Below are 20,559 nucleotides of genomic sequence, written 5' to 3' on the forward strand. Positions count from 1 at the left end.
CGTTGAACGCTCAACATGGCACAAACCTGGGCCAAACCAAAGCTGCAGTCTGTGGTAACCGTCACAGAAATCGATATTTCTCGAAAATAACCTGTCTAGTCGCGCCAGAAGGACGGCATCAAAAGCACAAGAAGCGTTTCAAACTCAAGACGTCCGAGGATCATGGCGACATCAAGAATCCATTTTGCTGAATCGGGCAATGACTGGAAATTACCGGCAGGGCCGATAATGTTACCAAGACCCGGGCCAACATTGGCAAGCGCGGTCGCAGCCGCACTCATCGACGTAATCAGATCAAGCCCCGTCATGCCAAGCGCAATTGTGACTGCGATATAGCTGACCGCCAGCAGAAAGACATAAACCGTAACAGCATTATAGATGTCTGACGTGATTTCGTGGCGATCAATACGGCTGACAACCACGGCTGAGGGGCTGCGCAACCGCATGAAATGGGCCCGCAATCCGGTAAATACCACATACAGGCGGAACATCTTGAAACCGCCCGATGTAGACCCCGAACACCCGCCAATAAAGGTCGCAAAGAAGAACAGCATGATCGCAGCCGGGCCCCACAACAGGTAATCGCCCGATGCAAACCCGGTCGTTGTAATGACCGAAACAAGGTTAAAGGCTGCAAGGGTCAAGGACCGGAAAAGACTGTCATCAGAAATATGGGCCAACCGGATCGTCAATAACAAGGTGAAACCAGCAATGATCATGCAGAAAATCTTGATCTGCTGATTGTCCGTCAATGCCTTGATATTGCGTTTGCGCAACAACACCGCATAGGCGGTAAATGGCAAACCACCGGCAAACATGAAGATGATCGCCACCCAATGCAGGGACAGGCTGGTATCAAACTTTGCAAATGACAGGTCGGACGTCGCATAGCCCCCCGTCGAAAGCGTTGTCATGGCATAGTTGATGGCATCAAACCAGCTCATGCCAAACACGCGATACAACACAATGCAGATAACAGTCAGGCTGCTATAGATCAGGACGATCTGAAGGCACATGTCGCGAATGCGCGGGCTGAGTTTCTCGGAACGGTCCGAACTTTCCATCTGGAAAAGCTGCATCCCGCCAACCCGCATCATCGGCAGCAATGCCAGTGCCGTTACAATAATCCCGATCCCGCCAAGCCACTGCATGATTGATCGCCAGACAAGCAATCCCGGTGGCAACTCGTCAAGTCCGGAAAGAATGGTCGAACCGGTGGTGGTCAGACCGGAGACGGTTTCGAAAACCGCATCGCAAAAACTGATCCCAAGCGACGAATACCAAAGCGGCAAGGCTCCTGTCAGGCTGACAGCAATCCACGACACCACGGTCAGGACATAACCCTGTCGGGCGGTTACCCGCGGACCGATATCAGATCGGCAGGCAAGGCATGCCATACCGCCAAGTCCGATGGTTGTCATCGACGCCTGGGCGAAGATTTTCCAGTCCGGATTGCCGTAAAACAAATCCACGGCAGCAGGCACCATCATCGATATCCCGATGATGATGACCATAACCCCGACAACGAAAAAGATGGGTTGCAGACGAAACAAAGAAGCTTCCCTGTCAGCGCAAAGACAAACCCGCTTTTAGCCCCAAATCCCTACGAATGCATCCTGTTATTGTGCAAGGCACGGTCAAACCGCTTTGGAAAAAGCGAGCGGTGAAATCGATCAATGTCATTATTTCGCCGTTCTTTTCGCTTGTTCTTTGCCTCTATCCGATGTGTCATTCGACAAAGACTGATCCATCGCCGAACCTCTGAGGTCCCATTGCAACGTTTTCTCCGCCTGTTCCTTCTGGTCGCTGTTCCCGTGCTGTTTGCGCTTGCGGTTTATACGCAAGACAAGCCGGTTCACGCCGCGGGAGATGCAAAAAGCAGAAATGATGGTGTCTCGCTGGAGGCTGATGGCCGGGATGTTCTGGTGGTCGATGGCGATACAATCGTGATTGATAACGTTGTCGCGGATATTGCGGGGATCGATGCCCCTGAACTTGGTCAGCAATGCCTGCATAATGGCAGTTTCTGGGATTGCGGCATGTCATCGGCGATGCAGCTTCGCAAATATTTTGCCATGGCACCGTTCAAGGTCCATTGCTGGCCCGGTGATGCGGAACGTTCAAACAAGCCCGGTGATTTTCCGATTGTCGAATGTGGTATTGGCGAACGTGATGTGGCCGCAGCCATGATCAGTGACGGCGAAGCATTGCCTATCCCCGGCTATTCCCATCGCTATGACAATCTGTCTGCAGTGGCCGATAATGCCGGGATCGGCATTCATGGGGGCGATATGGTGCCGCCAGCTGACTGGCGTGACGGCAAACGTCTGAACGGTGAAGCTGGTCGCTGTTTGTTTGTGCCAACCCCGGATAAACATTATGTCGGGACACTCGATCCACGCTTTGACAAAGTCAAACGCACCGAAACGCCGCAAATTTGCAGCGACGAACAGGCCCGTGATCTTGGATACGACTATCTTGCGCCAGCGCCCTAAAAACGGCTTCCTGCTTTAAAAAACTTTCCCGTTCCTGCATCTTTTTAGCCAAACGCACGTCTTTCTGATCATCACAATGATTTCGAAGGAGACGAAAATGCGTCTGCAACTTGCCCTGAATGTCGCAAATATTGACGAAGCTATCGCATTTTACAGCGAGATGTTTGCAAGTCCGGTTCACAAGACAAGGCCGGGATATGCCAATTTTGAAATTGATCAGCCACCTTTGAAACTTGTTCTGTTCGAGCATCCCGAGGCAAAAGAACATCTCAATCACATCGGTGTTGAGTGTCTGACAGAACCTGAATTCGACAAGGCCGCCGAGCGCCTGCATCACCGCGACCTTGCCGCCAGTGATGTTGGGGAAACCGGGTGTTGTCATGCACGACAGTCGAAGTTCTGGGTCACAGAGCCCGATGGACTGTCCTGGGAATGGTATCGTATTCTTGATGATGATCCGGCGCAGAATAACGTTTCTGTCGACAATCCCCTGACACCGTGCTGTGGTCACCAACCGAACCAGTCAACCCGATCCGGTCAGGTTTGTTGCGCCTGAAGACATATGACATTTGCATCCGCACATCACACATCTGCTGACTGGCAGGCCCTTCGCAAGGGCCTGCACAGATTTGTGCAAAATCGTATTCCCCGACATGCGGTTGAGGATGTGGTCTCGGACATTCTCGAAGCCATCATTCGCAACAAGCAGACACTCGGTGCTGCATCCAACCCGACCGCCTGGATATATGCCGTTGCACGCAGCAAGGTTGTTGATTTTTACCGCAAACAGGGCCGCGAACGCACCGCATTGCAGAATTTGCAGACAGACCCGACGCGCGATCTGGCACAAACTTCTCCGGACAGTGCCGGTCTCCATGACTGTCTGGCTGCCTTCATTTCGGAACTAACCGATGCAGATCAAAAAATTCTCAGGGAAATAGATCTGGAGCAAAAACGTCAGACTGACTTTGCGGCTCAGCACGCCATTGCTCTGCCCACAGTAAAATCCCGTGTTCAGCGTGCCCGAAGGCGTTTGCGTGATCGACTGATCGCATGTTGCCCGAATGGAAGCACACATAAATGCGACCACTCATGTCCGGACTCCGGATCATGTGACGCGAACCAGTCAGAAATTTCCGAGAGAAAAGCTTGGAGCGGGTGAAGGGAATCGAACCCTCGTATGCAGCTTGGGAAGCTGCCGTTCTACCATTGAACTACACCCGCGAAGCGCGCGTTTTATAGCCCGCTTTGGAAAGGCGCGCAAGCAGATCGCAATCGTTAGCGGCAATTAATTTGCCCGTGCCCGTCAGGCCGTCGGGCATGAACCCGCCCCAAAAGAAACGCCCGGACCATCAAGAAACGCACGACGTTCAATGACGGTAATCCGGGCGAAATTCCATGCGCGTCTGTTCCTGCCTGACGGGTCCGATTGACCCGTCACTGGAAACAGAGACGCAATTAGCGGGCGCGTTCGGAAATCGGTGCGTTGACCGACAGTTCCATATCCCACGGGAAGTAGATCCAGGTATCTTGCGATACTTCGGTGACAAAGCTGTCAACGATTTCACGACCAAGCGGCTTGGCGTAAACCGTTGCGAAATGTGCGTGCGGAAGCTTTTCACGGACCGCCTTGGCGGTTTTGCCGGTATCGACCAGATCGTCGATGATCAGCATGTCCGTTCCATCACCTTCGATGCCTTTAAGCCATTCAAGATCGCCACGGCTTTTGTCGGAATAGCTGCGCACACAAACCGTATCAATCAGGCGAATATCAAGTTCGCGCGCGATGATCGCCGCAGGAACCAGACCGCCACGGGTAATTGCGATAATGCCTTTGTACGGGCCTTTTTCCAAAAGACGCCATGCCAGTGCACGTGCATCGCGATGCATCTGTTCCCAGGAAACCGGGAAACCTTTGTTATAAGGAGCTTCGCTCACAAGAATTCTCCTGCGCCAGATCAGTTCGCCAAAACGGTTGGTCATCACATTGTGAACGATACCAGACCGTCAAGACAGGGACTCACAAATTTAAGGCGCTTAACTACGCCTTGTTTGCGCGGAAGGCAAGGTTTCGCTCATCACGCAACCTCACATGTTTTCAACCTTGCCTGAAGAAGCGTTGCAAAATCGCCCGAAAGTTTTTTGACAGGTACCGACCAGTCGGCCGGTGCCTGTTGCCGATAAATCCGCATGGTCGGATACCAGGGGCTGTCCGACCGGTCGACCATCCAGCGCCAATCTGTCGTAAACAGCTGCAACATCCAGACCGGAACGCCGAGCGCACCGGCAAGATGGGCAGGTGAACTATCAATCGAAATCACCAGATCCATCGCCTTCATCAAGGCCGCGCTGTCTCCGAAATCATGAATATGATCGCCAAGGTCGGTCACAAACGCATTCAGGCCCAGCTTATCAAGATCGGCACGTCGATCATCAATCTGGAAACTGTAAAACGCAGCACCCTTTGCCGAAAGGATCGGAAGCAACATCTCGATCGGACACGACCGGTCACGCGGATTGAGTTTGCCCGCCCAGATCAACCCGACCTTAAGAACCGTCCCCGGTGTTGGTGCCAGTCGGACATGTTTGCCCGGCGGCGGCGTCAAATAGGGATCAGCCGATATTTTCAAAAGCGCATCGCCGCCGATCCCCATGACATGGGGCAAACTCAAAAGCGGAACATGCACATCAAATTCCGGAAGTGGCCGGCCTTTTTCAACCAGCGTTCCCACACCGGCAACGGTGCGCATGATCGGCAATAATTCCTTGCGACATTCAAGGATGACATGGCCCGCTTTCCTGGCCACCAGCGGCACAAAGCGGGCAAACTGGATCATGTCGCCAAAGCCCTGCTCTGCACGCAGCAAAATACGTTTGCCACGAAGATCGGTTTTGCCATCCCATTCCGGGGCCGTATCAAGCGGACGGATCGGATTATCGGCAAGTTTACGCCGCGTCTCATATCCGGCCCAACCGTCGGCATAGTTCCCCAGTGCCAGATGTGCCAATGCCTTGTCCCAATTGGCGTCGACATAATCGGAATCAATCGCCAATGCCTGATCGAAATGCCTTAGCGCATCTTCAAACCGGTTCAGATCACGATAGACAAGCCCCATATTGAAGGTATGCGACTTGATGCTGTCATCAAGTTCAAGCGCCTTTTTGTGTGCGACAATGGCCTCGTCAAAACGCATCATTTCGCGCAGGCAATTGCCCATATTCGACCATAACCCGGCATTTTCCGGTCGCAGTTCAGCGGCACGACGATAAGCCATCAGGGCCGCTTCAAACTTTTTGCTGCGCCGTAGGGCAACACCAAGATTGTTCCAGACATCGGGTTGTTGGGGGTTCTGGCGAAGAGACGCGCTATACAGGCGGATGGCATCATCAATCTGTCCCGCCTGATGGGCGGCCAGACCACGCTGGAACAGATCATTGATGACCCGGCGCTTTTGGGCGACTTGTGCAGCGTCTGCCATGTTTGCCTGCGATTCCGGCGCGACATCCCCCCCGGGAGAAGGAGATCCTTTGGCCGTCGCCTTTGACGCCGTCGCAATTTCCGGATGGGGCACCGAAGCGCCTGACGGAGTGGCCTTTTTAACACTGGCTGATTTTCCGCCCTTCTTGCCGGACCGCTTTTTGGTTGTTGTCGCAGATTTCGCCATTTTGTTCCCCTCACGCCCCGCCCGATGCCTGACCGGAGCAACCCCGCTTCCCAAAGTATGAAAGAATGAATCCACAACTCATATATTTTGAATCGCTGCGGCACTTTCACATAAGCAGATTAGTATATTTTACCAAAAAACACCTTACCAATAGGCGTATTTGTCGTTTGTCATGCACGAAACCGAATATTCCGCAAAACCGTCGTTTCTTGTTTCGATAATGTGACTGTATGGGGTAGCCTCAATGGCAGAAGAGACGCTTTTTGCTTCAACTTCGACGTCCCCACGCGGTAAAGTGGATAAAATATAAAAACGCAGAATGATCCTGATTTCTTAAAATTCAGGAAAATAATCTGCCAATACCCTGTCAGGCCTTCGCAAAATAACAGCGGCGAAATGTGCGGCAGAAAATCTAGGGAAGCGATTAAAAGCCTTTGAAGGAGTGGGAGACCATAAATGGCTGAACCAAAAAGATCCGGTGCATCTGTCGGACGAAAAGTTATCTTTGTTATCGTCGCACTTCTGGTCGTCGGCTTTGGCGCCATGATGACCATTCAGACCGTTTCACAACGCGAAGCCATGATCGAGATCATGTATAATGAATCGGTCGAAAAAACCGAGATGCTGTCGACTGCGGTCCAGCCCGGTTTCATTGCGATGGATGGTGCATCCGTCGAAAAGGAATTCCGCAAGATCACCGACAAGGATGGCTCCCAGCTCGCGAGCCTGATTGCCGCCAATCCGGACGGTGATGCCATTGGCACCTATCAGTCTGAAACCCTGCGCCAGCACGATCTTCCTGCCTTGATCGAACCCTATCTTGAACAGCTCGAAAACAAGGAAGTCATCAGCTTCATCTCGGAAAATGCGGTAATTGTTGCGGCCCCGATCACCAAATATTCCAAACGCCGTGACGAAGACCAGTATCGGGGCATGCTGATCACCGCATGGTCGCTTGATCGTGTAAATGCCGAAGTCAAACAGGCCGTGATCGTACAGGTCGCCCTTGCTGCGGCCATCCTTGTTGTTCTGCTTGGGGCCACCTGGATTGTTCTGCGCAACCAGATCCTCACCCCGATGGTCAAGATCAACGGTGCGATGCAGGCCCTTGTTGATGGCAATCTTGATGTCGAAGTGCCCGGTGTCGGCCGCAAGGACGAAATCGGCGAAATGGCATCGTCGGTCGAGATTTTCAAGGAAAACGCCAACCGCGTTGCCCAGCTTGACCGTGAACGTGAACAGGAACGCGAGCGCGCCGAAGCCAAGCGCCGCGAAGCCATGGCGGGCCTTGCCGGACGGTTCGAACAAACCGTCATGGGTGTTGTTGATGGCGTTTCGGGCGCATCTGGTGAAATGCAGGAAGTCGCCCAGACAATGGTCGCGGCTGTTCAGCAAAACGAAGCCGGATCACAGGCCGTGGTTGCCGCCGTCGAACAGGCAAATCACAGCGTTGAAACCGTTGCCAGTGCGGCCGAACAGCTTGCTGTTTCGATCCGTGACATCAGTGCACGCGTGAATGAGACATCAAATATCACGGCAAATGCCAGCACCGAGGCCGTCCGGGTCAACGAAATGGTGCAGGGACTTGATGTTTCGGCACAGAAAGTTGGTGAAGTCGTCCAGATCATTCAGGCGATTGCCGAACAGACCAACCTTCTGGCACTTAACGCAACCATCGAGGCTGCCCGTGCAGGCGATGCTGGCAAAGGCTTTGCCGTGGTCGCCAACGAGGTCAAAAACCTCGCCAACCAGACCGCGCGCGCGACCGAAGATATCTCGGCCCAGATTTCCGGCATTCAGGGTTCCACCCAGGAAGCTGTCGGTGCCATTGACGGCATCACCAGCATCATTGCTAATCTGAACGAAATCGCATCCGAGGTCGCCGCAGCCGTTGAAGAACAGGGGCAGGCCACCACCGAGATTTCCAACTCGGTCCAGCAGGCCGTTCAAAGCACGCAGGAAGTCACCAATCACATCCATGAAATGCGTGAAGCTGCCCGTCAAACCGGCGAAGCAGCGCATCAGGTACTTGGCGCTTCTGACAAGCTCAACAGCCAGTCCGGCACCCTGCGTGGTGAAGTCGGCAACTTCCTTGATGAAGTTCGTGCAAGCTAGGCTGCTCTGAACCCGATAAAAAACGCCGCCCGGTCTGACCGTGGCGGCGTTTTGTTTTTCGTGATCCGGACTAGCGCAGCGGATCGCGCTTTTGCGCATCCTCGTCAACCCGCATCATCATCAGATCATCAAGGTCTTCATAGCCATGAAGCCGATAAAGCGGCTGCATGTCATTGGTCGCCAGCATCCAGCGTTTCACGCGCAGCAATTCCGGATGGGTATGAAGGGCTTCCAACATCCGGGCGGCGATGCCCCGTCTACGATATCGCGGATCAACGAATACATCGGCGACATACGCAATGGCGATTTGGTCACTGACCACGCGCGCAAAACCGACCTGCTTGCCATCGCAATAGGCCCCGACCGGAAAGGACATCTCGACAGACCGGTCAAACTCGCCACGCGTCCGTCCGCCAGCCCAATAGGACGCCGCGATAAACCCATAACAATAGGCCAGATCAATCTTGTCGCGATCCGTGCTGATGTCGATGTCGTCGGTATCGTTGCTCATCGCAAACCTCCGCGTCTGACTAAGACCTTGCGAGAAAGGGTCCTATTTCAGATAGACCGCAAGACCAAGGGCAATGATCGCAACCCAAAGAACCAGCGTCTGGCGCGACACGCCGCCTGATTTTCCCTGACCGTTTCCGGATTTGCCACGCATCGCTGCCACCGTATCGGGATGCAGACGCAATCCCTGATCGGTCAGAACAGAAGACGCCTTTTCAGCCGCCTCGAGCACGCGGGGCAGACGGCGCAACATCAATCCTGCCTGAAGGGTTGCATCCTTGATCTTGGCCTCCGGACCAAGGTTTTCACGCATCCAGTCTTCGATCAGCGGACGCGACAATTCCCACATATTCTCGTTCGGACTAAGGATACGCGATAGTCCCTCGGCAACGATCATGGTTTTCTGAAGCATCAGAAGCTGTGGCTGGGTTTCCATGCCGAACTGTTCGGTAATCTGGAACAGCTGACCCAGCAAACGCCCCACCGAAATATCGGCAAGTTCCTTGCCCAGAATCGGTTCGCCAATCGAACGGCAAGCCTGCTGGAAGGTTTCAATTGACTGGGTACGCGGCACGTAACCTGCTTCAAAATGGACCTCGGCCACGCGGTGATAGTCGCGGGTCAAAAAGCCCAGAAGCATCTCGGCCAGATAGAGACGCGTCTGCTTATCAACACGTCCCATGATCCCGAAATCAACGATGCTGACCCGGCCGGTTTCATCGACAAACAGGTTGCCCGGATGCATGTCGGCATGGAAGAAACCGTCGCGGAAGACCTGCTGGAAGAACGCCCCCGCGGCCTTGGCAAGCAGGGCAGACCGATCAATCCCCATGCGATCAAGGGCCTCGACATTGTCGATACGAACCCCCTTGACCCGTTCCATGGTCATGACATGTTCGGCGGTGCGTTCCCAATCGATCTGCGGGATGTAATAGGTCGGATCACTTTCGAAATTGTCGCGGAATTCCGATGCCGCTGCGGCCTCAAAGCGCAAATCCATCTCAAGATGAACACTGTCTTCAAGCGCCTTGACGGTCTCGACCGGCTTAAGGCGACGCAGGCGCGGCTGGGTCAGTTCGACAATTTCGGCAACCCAGTAAAACAGATCAAGATCACGGGCAAACCGTACCCGGATGTCGGGTCGCAGAACCTTGACCGCGACTTCACGACCATCGGGCGTGGTTGCGAAATGCACCTGCGCGATTGACGCAGCCGCCACCGGCTGGTCGTCAAATTCCGAAAACAGAACATCAAACGGTTCGGCAAGCTGTTCGGTGATGATCCGTTTGGCGATCTTGGCCGAAAAGGGTGGCAAGCGGTCCTGAAGCGTCGACAGATCAGCCGCGACATCATCACCGATCAGATCAGACCGGGTCGCAAGCGTCTGGCCGAGCTTGATGAAGGCCGGACCAAGTTCCTCAAGCGCGCGGGCCAGTCGGCGACCGGGCGGCAGGTCGGAACGGCCGGAAAACGGTGCCGTCAGACGGGCAAAGAACGCCAGAAGCTTTCCGCCGGGAACAAGGGCAAGCGGAAATAATGCATCATGGCGCGCCAATGTACGCGCCATGCCAAGCAGGCGAAAGCTGTTGCGGACAAACCGGATCATGCGCTCAAGACCCTCAAACCCGCCAACCCGAATGAATGGCAGCAATACCACCAGACAGATTGCGGTATTTCACCCGTTCAAAACCAGCAGCCCGGATCATGGATGCGAAGGTTTCCTGATCGGGGAACTTGCGAATGCTTTCGGCCAGATACTGATAGGCTTCGCGATTGCCCGCGATGAACCGCCCGATTTCCGGCAGCAACTTGAACGAATAGGTGTCGTAAAGCTTGTCAAAGCCCGGCACGACAACCTTGGAAAATTCAAGACACTGGAACTTTCCGCCCGGACGCAACACACGGAATGCCTCCGACAGGGCTTCTTCAATCCGGGTCACGTTGCGAATGCCAAAGGCAATCGTATAGGCATCAACAGAATGATCGGGCAGCGGCAATTTCTGCGCATCGCCCACGGTCCAATTGATGTTTTTCAGGATGCCATGATCGGCCGCACGGTCGCGCCCGACATGAAGCATCTCGTAATTGATGTCGCATACCGTGACCGACCCGCCGCCATTTTTCAAAAAGCGGAATGCGATATCCCCGGTGCCACCGGCCACATCCAGAAGCTTCATTCCCGGACGCGGCTTAAGCTCGTTGATGAACGTGTCTTTCCACAGACGGTGGATACCGCCGCTCATCAGATCGTTCATCAAATCATATTTGGACGCGACAGTGTCGAAAACCTCGCGCACCATGGATGCCTTCTGGCTTTCGGGAACATCCCGAAACCCGAAGTGTGTTGTGTTTTCGCCGTTTTCGCCCGCGGCAGGGTCTGTATGCTTGCTCATGGTCGGGAAAATAGCGCAGCAATGATTATCCTGCCAGTGGAAAGCCACCCCAAATCGCAAATATCCTGTCGATATGGTGCAGTTTCTGCTAAGGGACTCAGACGCACCAATTATTTGCTGCGAAAGTTAGAGCGACGACAAGACAGGATACCCCGATGAGCTGCATGGTAAAGATCTGCGGAATCAATAGCGAAGATGCCCTTATTGCTGCCATGAGCGCCGGGGCAGATGCGCTCGGTTATGTCTTTTTCCCGCCAAGCCCGCGTCACATATCGCTTAACGGTGCCAAGACCCTGACCAAGCGCGTGCCCAACAGCATCCTTAAGGTCGGCCTGTTCGTCGAAGCCGGTGACGAGGCGCTTGAAACCGCGATTGCCGCTGGAAACCTTGATGTCATCCAGCTTCACGGCAAGGAAAGCCCGGAACGGGTTGCCGAGGTCAGGGAACGCTTTGGCCTGAAAGTCATGAAGGCCATTTCGGTCAGCACCGCCGATGATATCGAGGCCGCCAAAGCCCATTATGACGGGATTGCCGACTTCCTGTTATTTGATGCCAAACCGCCCAAGGACAGTATCCTGCCGGGCGGCAATGCCGTTTCGTTCGACTGGACGCTTTTGACCGGTCAGAATTTCAAAAGCGACTGGATGCTTGCCGGTGGCCTTGATCCCGACAATGTCGCCGAGGCCGTTCGCATTTCCGGTGCGCCCTGGGTTGATGTCTCGTCAGGTGTGGAAAAGGCAAAAGGCGTCAAGGATGCCCGCAAAATTGCCGATTTTGTCCGGGCAGCAAAGGGTTACTGACCTTTTGGTCGGGTAATTTAACCATTTCTGAAGCGATTGGCGCAAAACTCTCCGTGCAATAAAGCAATCCCTTGCCGGACCGGGTAGCCGCGACATGAAACCGACGCTTCGTTCGAAGACACAGAAACTTTTACATGGCGTCGAGCGTGACTCTCGCCTGTCGCTGTTCGTCCATCTGGTGCTTGCCAGTGCAATCGTCATCAATGTCCTGGCGGTGATTTTTGACTCGGTCCATGAGCTGGCCGAACAATATTACCTGACCTTTGCCATCACCGAGATTGCCTGCACCCTTCTGTTCACGGTTGAATACGGGCTTCGCGTCTGGTCCGCCCCGGACAATCCGGACTTTAGCGGTCGATGGGGACGGCTTCGCTATATGCTGACCCCGATGGCGCTGATCGATCTTCTGGCCATCCTTCCGATTTTCCTGTGGTTCTTCACATCGATTGACCTGCGCTTTATCCGGATTATCCGGTTGCTGCGCCTTCTGAAATTCACCCGATATTCGACCGGGCTTGAATTGATGTTGCTGGTCTTTCGTCAGCAACTGGGCATTTTCGGCGCGGCCAGTGCCGCCCTTGCCTGTATGCTGGTTTTCAGTGCCGGCGCGATCTTTGTTGCCGAACATGAAGCCCAGCCAGAGGCCTTTGGCAATCTGCTCAAGGCGCTGTATTGGAGCGTGATTACGCTGGCCACCGTTGGCTATGGCGACATCGTGCCGATTACACCCTTTGGCAAATTTCTAGCCAGCATTATCTCCCTGACCGGGATCGGGATCGTTGCGGTTCCGGCTGGTATTCTGGCCTCGGCCTTCAATGCCGAACTGCGTCGCCGTGAAAACGAATACCGTCATCAGGCCACCCGCCAGCTGATGGGCAAACGTCTGACCGAACGGGTACGCAACAAACTGAGATCCCATCAGGAAGAACTGGGTATTAGCGATGAACAGGCGCAATCGGTTCTTGATGATATCCGCGATGTTCATCGCAGTGAAAGTGACGAGATTCTGACCTGTCCGCACTGCCATTTGCCGCTTCACTTGGAGCTGAAAGAGGCAGAAAGCAACACGCCGACGCAAAAGCCTTGACGTCGGCTTTTTTTGCGCACATGGTTTGAGCCATGAAAACACATGGCATGAACCCGATCCGTATTTCCAATCGTTGGTGGTGGCACGCTTAAGCGGGCGGCCAATACACATGCCCTGAACATACCGGCCGCCTCATTCTTGCAGGCGGCTTTGTGTTTTCAGACCTTTCTTTCTTCCTGATGATCACATGGCTCCTGCGGCATAAGGCCCACAAAGGAGTAACAAACGTGACGACCCCACATCAGGAAACCGGCATTTCCGAAGAAAGCAGCGAGTACCGCTATACAACCGATGGCGGTGTTGCGGTTATTCGCCGCATGACCAATATCGCCTATGAAGATGCCACCGAAGGCCTGATTGATGCCCTTGATCAGACCAAGGGTGTGCTGCTGTCTTCCAGCTATGAATTCCCGGGTCGCTATTCACGTTGGGATATGGGCTTTGACGCACCACCGCTTGAAATTGTTGGTCGCGAACGGGGCTTTGCCATTCATGCGCTCAATGATCGTGGCCGGGTGCTGCTTGATGTGATCTCCGATGCGCTTGCCCCCCATCCCCATGTTGAAAGCATCACCGATGGCGAGGACGGGCTTTATGGTGTTGTCAAAAAGCCGGCCTCCTGGTTCCCCGAGGAAGAACGCAGCCAGCAACCAAGCCTGTTTTCCGTCGTCCGCTCGCTGCGTGATCTGTTTGGTCACAAGGGCGATGAACGCCTTGGGCTTTACGGGGCATTTGGCTATGACATCGCGCTTCATTTCGAACAGATCAATCTGTCCCAGGACCGCCCGTCCGATCACAAGGACATCCATCTGTTCCTGCCTGATCAGTTGATCACGGTCGATCACGCGTCCCGTATCGCCACCAAGATCGATTATGAATTCATCACCCCGGACGGCCACAGCACCGTCGGCCTTGATCGTTCGTCACAGCCCCACCCGCCGTCACGCGGCAATAATGCGATTGTCGAAAACGATATGAAAACCGGCGAATATGCCGCGATTGTCGATGAAACCAAGCCCCGCTTTGCCCGTGGTGAACTGTTTGAAGTCGTGCCCAGCCGCGTTTTCAGAACCCCTTGTGTCACAGCACCTTCGGAAATTTTCCGCCGCCTGAAACGCCGCAACCCCGCCCCTTACGGCTTCCTGATCAATCTTGGCGACGGCGAACATCTTATTGGCGCATCGCCTGAAATGTATGTCCGGGTCAAAGGCCAGCGCATTGAAACCTGCCCGATCTCGGGCACCATTGCCCGTGGCCGCGACGCCATCGAGGATGCCGAAAACATTCGCACATTGCTCAATTCGACCAAGGATGAGTCGGAACTGACCATGTGCACCGATGTCGATCGCAATGATAAGGCCCGCGTCTGCAAACCGGGCAGCATCCGCATCCTTGGCCGTCGTCAGATCGAAATGTATTCCCGTTTGATCCACACGGTTGACCATGTCGAAGGTCGCCTCCGTGACGGGTTTGATGCGCTTGATGCCTTTCTGACCCATTGTTGGGCCGTTACCGTAACCGGTGCGCCAAAACGCGCGGCCATGCAACATATCGAGGCCGTCGAACGCAGCGCCCGTGCATGGTATGGCGGGGCGATTGGTGCGGTTCTGTGCAATGGGGATCTCAATACCGGACTGACCCTGCGTACTGTGCGTCTCAAACAGGGTGTCGCCGAAGTCCGTGCTGGTGCCACCTTGCTTTATGATAGCCAGTCAGATGCCGAGGAAGCCGAAACCGTTCTTAAGGCATCGGCGATGATTGACGCTGTGACCCGTGATGCCAAGGACGAAGTCACCATCGATCCGGCAAGTTCGGGGGTTGGCAAACGGGTTCTTCTGATCGACCACGAAGACAGCTTTGTGCAAAACCTTGCCAGCTATATCCGCGCAACCGGCGCCCAGACACTTACCCTGCGTCCGGGCTTCCCCGACGAGGCGTTTGATGATTTCAAACCCGATCTGGTCTTCCTGTCACCCGGGCCGGGACGCCCCGATGACTATCACCTGCGTGACAGTATTGAACGTGCACTTGCGGCGGGCTTGCCGGTGTTCGGGGTCTGTCTTGGATTGCAGGGGATTGTCGAATTTTTCGGCGGATCGCTTGGCCAACTTGTCACACCGATGCATGGCAAACCGTCAAAGGTAAAGCTCGATACCACCGATCCGCTGTTTGAAGGACTTCCCGAAGACATCGTTGTTGGCCGGTATCATTCCCTGTTTGCCAAGGCGGCGGAACTGCCGGCGGATTTGAAGGTCACGGCGCGAAGCGATGATGGTGTCATCATGGGCATTCGTCACAGCAGTCTTCCGATCAGTGCCGTACAATTCCACCCGGAAAGCCTTCTGACCCTGCAAGGTGATGTCGGAATGCGCATGATTGCCAACCTTCTGCGCAACCCGCACGGCACCACGCCCGAGGAAGAAGCCGAGACCGGGACCACGCCGTCCGACATCAAGGCGGCGTAACATCTGCACCTGATCTGCGCAGTGCCAAAGTCCCCCTTTAAGGCACAAACGCGCAGATCAAATACAGCAACGGCCGCGCTCCTCCCTCGCGGCCGTTGCTTTTATCTTATCTGCTTGTCTGCAACCGATCAGGCGTCGTCATCATCAAGCGAACCGTCAATCACCGAATAATCGGGCGGCGGTGCCTGACGGAATTTTTCCGGATCACCCTTGCGCTTTTCGCGGGTCCGCGAAATCCAGCCGCCATAATGGGCTTCGGGCTTTGGTTCGGTCGGGGCACCGGCACGCACCGGACGCGGCGCAAAACGCCCCAGACTGATCAGGCGATCATACATCACGATATTTGCCGCAATCGCGACATTCACACAGAAGCTCATCGGGATTTTGATGATGAAATCGCATTTTTCCTGCATCTCATCAGACAGATTGCCGCGTTCCGGCCCCAAAATATAGGCTGCCTGCGACGGATGCTTGAAACTTGGCAGTTCAATCGCATCGGGAGTCAGCTCGATACCGACCATCCGGCATCCCTGCGGCAGGAACAGATTGTCGTGATCCGGGAAATGATAGTAGGGCATCTGTTCGCCCGACTTCGATGTGTCGGTAATGTTGGAGCGTTCCTCACGGAAATCCGCATCCACCGTAAACGCAAAGCTTGCGCCAAAGGCATGGGCAGAACGAAACAGGGTGCCCACATTCAAAGGCTTGCTTGCCCCTTCAATTCCAATCCCGAAATAGCCGCGCATATCTTCCTCCGTGCCGCACGCTCGGCCCCCATGCGGGCACGTGCGAAATCAACTCCATGACAAGAACGTGGAACGGGCTATACCCCCATGGGGCAGATAAGGCAACCCAACCGCCCCGATTGGCAGCCATTCTCCTTCCTTGTCTCCCTGAGCATTTCCCTTGACGCACGGCACCGAATTCAGCATTTCCGGAATGCTGCAACTTGATCACAGCCTCCGAACCTGCTTTGTATGTCTGACCGTTTTCCATCGTCAGCCAGGCCCAGTTCATGAGCGTCAAATCACCCTGTATCGGCACCTGTGTCCTTGATCCCAAATCCGGATTTTGTCTGGGATGTTTTCGCACTGGTGACGAAATCGGTGCCTGGATGGGGTTAAGTGACGGGAATAAAAAACGGGTGATTTCCAAGGCCCAGTCACGCCAGGTACAATTCACCGCCGCCAGCAAAACCGCGATATCGACAAACAGCTGATCAAGACACTGCAAGGGACCACTATCATGTCAGGCGCCTCTGCTATTCCCTCTGTTGCTGATCTCAGGAAAAGTTGCCGCACAGCCAAAAGTGCGGTCCTTGCGACCATTGCCGCCGATCACAAACAAGTCGGCGATGGCTGGCCCGTGACATCAATGGTCGTTCCGGCCTTTGATATTGATGGCACACCGATCCTGCTGGTTTCCGATCTTGCCGATCATACCCGCCATATCAAGGTCGATAACCGGGTGTCCCTGTTGATCACGCCACAGCAAGACACCCAAAATCAGGCTGATACAATTCAGACAGATAATGCGCGCATCACCATTTTTGGCCGTGCCACCCGCGATGACGCGCCTGAAACACGGGCCGGGTATCTGCGTGCCCATCCCGATGCGGCGCAATATGCCGGTTTCGCCGATTTCGGTTTTTACCGGATCGAGGTTGCCGGAGTTTACTGGGTCGGTGGATTTGGCAAACAGCGTCGCCTTTCGGGCACCCAGTTCATCGCATCCGATTGCGCACCGCTGAAATCATCCCACGATGATATCGTAACCCACATGAATAACGATCATGCCGATGCGCTTGCGGGGATTGTTTCGCATTTCACATCCCATGACCCCGATACTGGATGGCAGATGCATTCCATTGACTGCGATGGCATGGTTCTGAGGTCTGAAACTGCGGATTCTCGAAAAATCAGAATCGACTTCCAGAAAACCATCCACACACCGGGTGACGCACGCGGAATTTTGGTCGAAATGTGCAAAAAATGGCGCGCATAAGTCGGACCATTTGTATTGTGAACATTTATTCCTTCGACCCTGAACATAGAATTTTCGCAATCGCAAAAGTCGCTACGTTTTCCTAGGTATTAGGCAAAAGGACCGGTTGCTTTTAAGACACCTTTGTAACAATATGTCTCAACACAACGGGTTTCCCACAACTTGTTGTGTAGAATAGCATATTAACCCCCAGCTCTTTTAATTCCCACCAGGAGAGATTCGTGCTGCAATCAGGACCCGTTGTCAGCCGCGTAGGCCTTGAAACTCATGGCCTCAAAAACCTTGGCGCCGTTCACTGGAACCTTGACGCTGCCGGCCTTTATGAACATGCGATCCGTCGCAACGAAGGCAAGATCGCCAAGGGTGGTGCATTCGTCGCACTGACCGGCGAACATACCGGCCGTTCCCCACAGGACCGTTTCGTTGTCGAAGAAGACAGCACCAAGGCAGATATTGATTGGGGCGATGTAAACCGCCCGGTCAGCCCGGAAGTATTTGAGCGCCTCTATCAGAAAGTGCGCGCATATTTCCAGGGCACCGAACTGTTCGTTCAGGATTGCTTTGCAGGTTCCGACCCGCGTTTCCGCCTGCCGGTTCGCGTGATCAACGAAAATGCATGGCACAACCTTTTTGCGCGCAACATGTTCATCCAGCCGCAGAAAGAAGAACTGCGTGACTTCGCACCGGAATTCACCATCCTTCATGCTCCGGGCCTTCAGGCCGATCCGGAAGTCGATGGTACCCGTTCCGAAGTCTTCGTGATGGTCAGCTTCGAGCGCAAAATGGTCATCATCGGCGGCACCTGGTATGCCGGCGAAATGAAGAAGTCGATCTTCTCGGTTCTCAACCATATCCTTCCGGCCAAAGGCGTCATGCCGATGCATTGCTCGGCCAATATGGGCAAAGACGGCGACACCGCCATCTTCTTTGGCCTGTCGGGCACCGGCAAAACCACGCTTTCGGCCGATGCATCGCGCACCCTGATCGGTGACGACGAACATGGCTGGGGCGAAGACGGCGTCTTTAACTTCGAAGGCGGCTGCTATGCGAAGGTGATCAAGCTTTCCAAAGAAGCCGAGCCGGAAATCTTTGCGACCACCGAGCGTTTCGGTACCGTTCTTGAAAACGTTGTGATGAACAAACAGTCGCGCGAGCTTGATCTCGACGATGCCCGTCACACCGAAAACACCCGCTCAAGCTATCCGATTGAATTCATCCCGAATGCATCGGAAAACGGTCGTGGTGGTCATCCGAAAAACATCATCATGCTGACCTGTGATGCCTTTGGCGTTCTGCCACCGATCGCAAAACTGAGCTCGGCACAGGCGATGTATCACTTCCTGTCAGGCTACACCGCGAAAGTTGCCGGCACCGAAAAAGGTGTCAAGGAACCGACTGCCGCGTTCTCTGCCTGCTTTGGTGCACCGTTCATGCCGCGTCACCCGTCGGTTTATGCCAAGCTTCTTGGTGAACTGATGGAAAAACATCAGGCCAATTGCTGGTTGGTCAATACCGGCTGGTCCGGTGGTGGCTATGGCGTTGGTTCGCGCATGAAGATTGCTTACACCCGTGGCCTTCTCAATGCGGCTCTGAATGGCGAACTGGAAAATGCCGATTTCGCAACCGATCCGTATTTCGGTCTTGCATACCCGACCGCATGTGGTGACATCCCGGCAGAAGTTCTCAACCCGCGTGAGAGCTGGAGCGACAAGGCAGCTTATGACAAGGCTGCCGCCAACCTGACCGGTCTGTTTGAAAAGAACTTCTCCAAGTTCGAAGAACATGTGACCGACGACGTTCGCGAAGCAGCAATTCGCAGCAACGCCGAAGTCAAAGCAGCAGAGTAATCTGCAATATATACCCATGGAAAAGGCCGGTGTGATCACCGGCCTTTTTTCTATCGGCATCCCGCGGGCCTAGAAATAACCCTGCATTGCCCCGGATAACTGATCTACCGCAAGTCACGTCGCCAAGAGAAATAATACAGTACGCATGAAGCATGATATCATACTGATTCTATTGACACTTAATATCTATAGTAACCCGGAACTTTAATGCGCATACCCGCTCATTTTCCAGACTCTGTGTCCAGACCCAGTACCAGTGGTTTTACTGGCAATTGCTCAGTCACTGGCGCCAACCGCTTTTGGCGATGGGCATCCATTGTCACGTTACTTTGTCTGGTAATTGTGTTGTGGAGCTACGGAAATGCCCAGGCACAAAATGCGCTGATATCGCCCCCCGGCAAGCACCATACAGTTACCCTAGCCTGCAACCCTTTTCCACCGGCCAAGATTGCAAACAGTACAACCAAGCCCGGCTACGATGTTGAAATTCTCAGAGCCGCTTTTGCATCACGCAACATTACCTTGCTGACACCGTTTTATCCCTGGAAACGTGCCTATTTTCTGGCTCAGAGCGGACAGGTGGACGGTCTGTGTTCCTGCAGCTATCTGCCAGAACGCGAAACCGACTTTCTTTTTTCAGACATTCTTGGTCACGTACGTGTTGCGCTTTATGCCACCCGCGATGAAATCCTGAAATCGGTTGATGATCTTGAGGATGCGAAAAGCATGACCGTCGGGGTCGTGAATGGCTACAATCTTGAAACCGCAGCACGCATCGCTGATATTGATGTCGTCATGGCAAACAGTGAAACAACACTGGTCAATTTACTTCTGTCAAAACGCCTTGATGCGGTTCTGTCTTTCAGGGCCCCGATGGATTACCTGCTGAATGTCGAAAAGAACGACATACCGGGCATTTCGACCATCAAAACCAAGACCCTGTCAAACGATCCCTATTATTCCTGCATCACCCGCAAGACCGAACATGCCGACATGCTGCTGAAAGAACTTAATACCGGTCTTTCTGCCATCCGCCAGAGCGGACTTTATGACAGCATCTTGGGTAAATACGGGATCTTGTCCGAACTGTCTCAATAAGACCGGAAAGCGATCCTGCTTTCCAAACAGCTTCTTTGGTCACAAGGTTTTGTCTTTCTTGTATCGATCTGCTCACATCC

18 protein-coding genes and 1 tRNA gene are annotated in these 20,559 nt (G+C 54.1%); 11 read left to right on the forward strand and 8 right to left on the reverse strand.

Translation table 11 applies throughout. The features are described 5' to 3' along the window. Positions 1–95: 95 nt before the first annotated feature. Positions 96–1,553 (reverse strand): TrkH family potassium uptake protein, encoded by a 1,458-nt coding sequence (locus tag WA318_RS00115; protein ID WP_336079361.1) that lies wholly within the window; start codon positions 1,551–1,553, stop codon positions 96–98. A gap of 219 nt (positions 1,554–1,772) precedes the next feature. Here WA318_RS00115 and WA318_RS00120 point away from each other — a divergent pair, with 219 nt between their 5' ends. The 3 genes from WA318_RS00120 (at position 1,773) to WA318_RS00130 (ending at position 3,657) form a co-directional block, all read left to right on the forward strand. Further along, entirely contained in the window at positions 1,773–2,495 is a 723-nt protein-coding gene (locus tag WA318_RS00120; protein WP_336079362.1) for a thermonuclease family protein, read from the forward strand. Between the two features lie 97 nt (positions 2,496–2,592). Further along, entirely contained in the window at positions 2,593–3,051 is a 459-nt protein-coding gene (locus WA318_RS00125; protein ID WP_114096808.1) for an ArsI/CadI family heavy metal resistance metalloenzyme, read from the forward strand. Between the two features lie 6 nt (positions 3,052–3,057). Next, positions 3,058–3,657 carry a sigma-70 family RNA polymerase sigma factor gene (locus tag WA318_RS00130; RefSeq protein WP_336079364.1) on the forward strand — a complete coding sequence of 200 codons (600 nt, stop codon included), beginning with the start codon at positions 3,058–3,060 and terminating at the stop codon, positions 3,655–3,657. On the opposite strand, the gene WA318_RS00135 is transcribed toward WA318_RS00130, so the two are convergent. From WA318_RS00135 to WA318_RS00145, 3 genes are all read right to left on the reverse strand, one after another. Next, positions 3,646–3,719 (reverse strand) — tRNA-Gly (locus WA318_RS00135). The two genes, WA318_RS00130 and WA318_RS00135, sit on opposite strands and share 12 nt — an antisense overlap. 234 nt (positions 3,720–3,953) lie before the next feature. Then, entirely contained in the window at positions 3,954–4,433 is a 480-nt protein-coding gene (gene gpt / locus WA318_RS00140) for a xanthine phosphoribosyltransferase (RefSeq protein ID WP_114096809.1), read from the reverse strand. 140 nt (positions 4,434–4,573) lie between these two features. Further along, positions 4,574–6,160: a tetratricopeptide repeat-containing glycosyltransferase family protein gene (locus WA318_RS00145; RefSeq protein ID WP_336079367.1), complete on the reverse strand. Its 1,587-nt coding sequence runs from the start codon at positions 6,158–6,160 to the stop codon at positions 4,574–4,576. A gap of 456 nt (positions 6,161–6,616) precedes the next feature. Between WA318_RS00145 and WA318_RS00150 the strand changes: the two genes are divergently transcribed. Further along, positions 6,617–8,275 (forward strand): methyl-accepting chemotaxis protein, encoded by a 1,659-nt coding sequence (locus WA318_RS00150; RefSeq protein WP_336079368.1) that lies wholly within the window; start codon positions 6,617–6,619, stop codon positions 8,273–8,275. Between the two features lie 70 nt (positions 8,276–8,345). Here the strand turns inward: WA318_RS00150 and WA318_RS00155 are convergent, their stop codons facing one another. Genes WA318_RS00155 through ubiE form a run of 3 tightly spaced genes read right to left on the reverse strand, consistent with a single transcriptional unit; the run spans position 8,346 to position 11,178 of the window. Next, positions 8,346–8,786, reverse strand: a complete 441-nt coding sequence (locus WA318_RS00155; RefSeq protein WP_336079370.1) for a GNAT family N-acetyltransferase — start codon at positions 8,784–8,786, stop codon at positions 8,346–8,348. A gap of 42 nt (positions 8,787–8,828) precedes the next feature. Further along, complete coding sequence (gene ubiB / locus WA318_RS00160) at positions 8,829–10,391, reverse strand: 2-polyprenylphenol 6-hydroxylase (RefSeq protein ID WP_336080430.1); 1,563 nt, start codon at positions 10,389–10,391, stop codon at positions 8,829–8,831. A 13-nt stretch (positions 10,392–10,404) separates the two neighbouring features. Beyond that, positions 10,405–11,178 carry a bifunctional demethylmenaquinone methyltransferase/2-methoxy-6-polyprenyl-1,4-benzoquinol methylase UbiE gene (gene ubiE, locus WA318_RS00165; RefSeq protein WP_114096102.1) on the reverse strand — a complete coding sequence of 258 codons (774 nt, stop codon included), beginning with the start codon at positions 11,176–11,178 and terminating at the stop codon, positions 10,405–10,407. 155 nt (positions 11,179–11,333) lie between these two features. Here ubiE and WA318_RS00170 point away from each other — a divergent pair, with 155 nt between their 5' ends. The 3 genes from WA318_RS00170 to WA318_RS00180 all read left to right on the forward strand — a co-directional run bounded on the left by WA318_RS00170 (position 11,334) and on the right by WA318_RS00180 (position 15,530). Further along, on the forward strand, positions 11,334–11,978 hold the full coding sequence (locus WA318_RS00170; protein WP_114096103.1) for a phosphoribosylanthranilate isomerase: 645 nt from the start codon (positions 11,334–11,336) through the stop codon (positions 11,976–11,978). Between the two features lie 94 nt (positions 11,979–12,072). Beyond that, the gene (locus WA318_RS00175; RefSeq protein ID WP_336079373.1) at positions 12,073–13,065 is read left to right on the forward strand and encodes a potassium channel family protein; all 993 of its coding nucleotides are present in this window, start codon (positions 12,073–12,075) and stop codon (positions 13,063–13,065) included. A 227-nt stretch (positions 13,066–13,292) separates the two neighbouring features. After that, entirely contained in the window at positions 13,293–15,530 is a 2,238-nt protein-coding gene (locus tag WA318_RS00180; protein ID WP_336079375.1) for an anthranilate synthase component I, read from the forward strand. 128 nt (positions 15,531–15,658) lie between these two features. Here the strand turns inward: WA318_RS00180 and WA318_RS00185 are convergent, their stop codons facing one another. Beyond that, positions 15,659–16,276 carry an RNA methyltransferase gene (locus WA318_RS00185; protein WP_336079377.1) on the reverse strand — a complete coding sequence of 206 codons (618 nt, stop codon included), beginning with the start codon at positions 16,274–16,276 and terminating at the stop codon, positions 15,659–15,661. 269 nt (positions 16,277–16,545) lie between these two features. On the opposite strand from WA318_RS00185, the gene WA318_RS00190 reads away from it, so the two are divergent. From WA318_RS00190 to WA318_RS00205, 4 genes are all read left to right on the forward strand, one after another. Further along, positions 16,546–16,749 (forward strand): DUF1289 domain-containing protein, encoded by a 204-nt coding sequence (locus WA318_RS00190; RefSeq protein WP_336079378.1) that lies wholly within the window; start codon positions 16,546–16,548, stop codon positions 16,747–16,749. A gap of 26 nt (positions 16,750–16,775) precedes the next feature. Then, positions 16,776–17,534 (forward strand): HugZ family pyridoxamine 5'-phosphate oxidase, encoded by a 759-nt coding sequence (locus WA318_RS00195; RefSeq protein ID WP_336079380.1) that lies wholly within the window; start codon positions 16,776–16,778, stop codon positions 17,532–17,534. Positions 17,535–17,755: 221 nt separating this feature from the next. Continuing rightward, positions 17,756–19,381, forward strand: coding sequence for a phosphoenolpyruvate carboxykinase (locus WA318_RS00200; protein ID WP_114096108.1), 1,626 nt, complete (start codon positions 17,756–17,758; stop codon positions 19,379–19,381). A 207-nt stretch (positions 19,382–19,588) separates the two neighbouring features. Beyond that, on the forward strand, positions 19,589–20,479 hold the full coding sequence (locus WA318_RS00205; RefSeq protein ID WP_336079383.1) for a substrate-binding periplasmic protein: 891 nt from the start codon (positions 19,589–19,591) through the stop codon (positions 20,477–20,479). Positions 20,480–20,559: the final 80 nt, after the last annotated feature.

The sequence above is a fragment of the Thalassospira sp. CH_XMU1448-2 genome (assembly GCF_037027285.1).
GTDB lineage: Bacteria > Pseudomonadota > Alphaproteobacteria > Rhodospirillales > Thalassospiraceae > Thalassospira > Thalassospira profundimaris_C.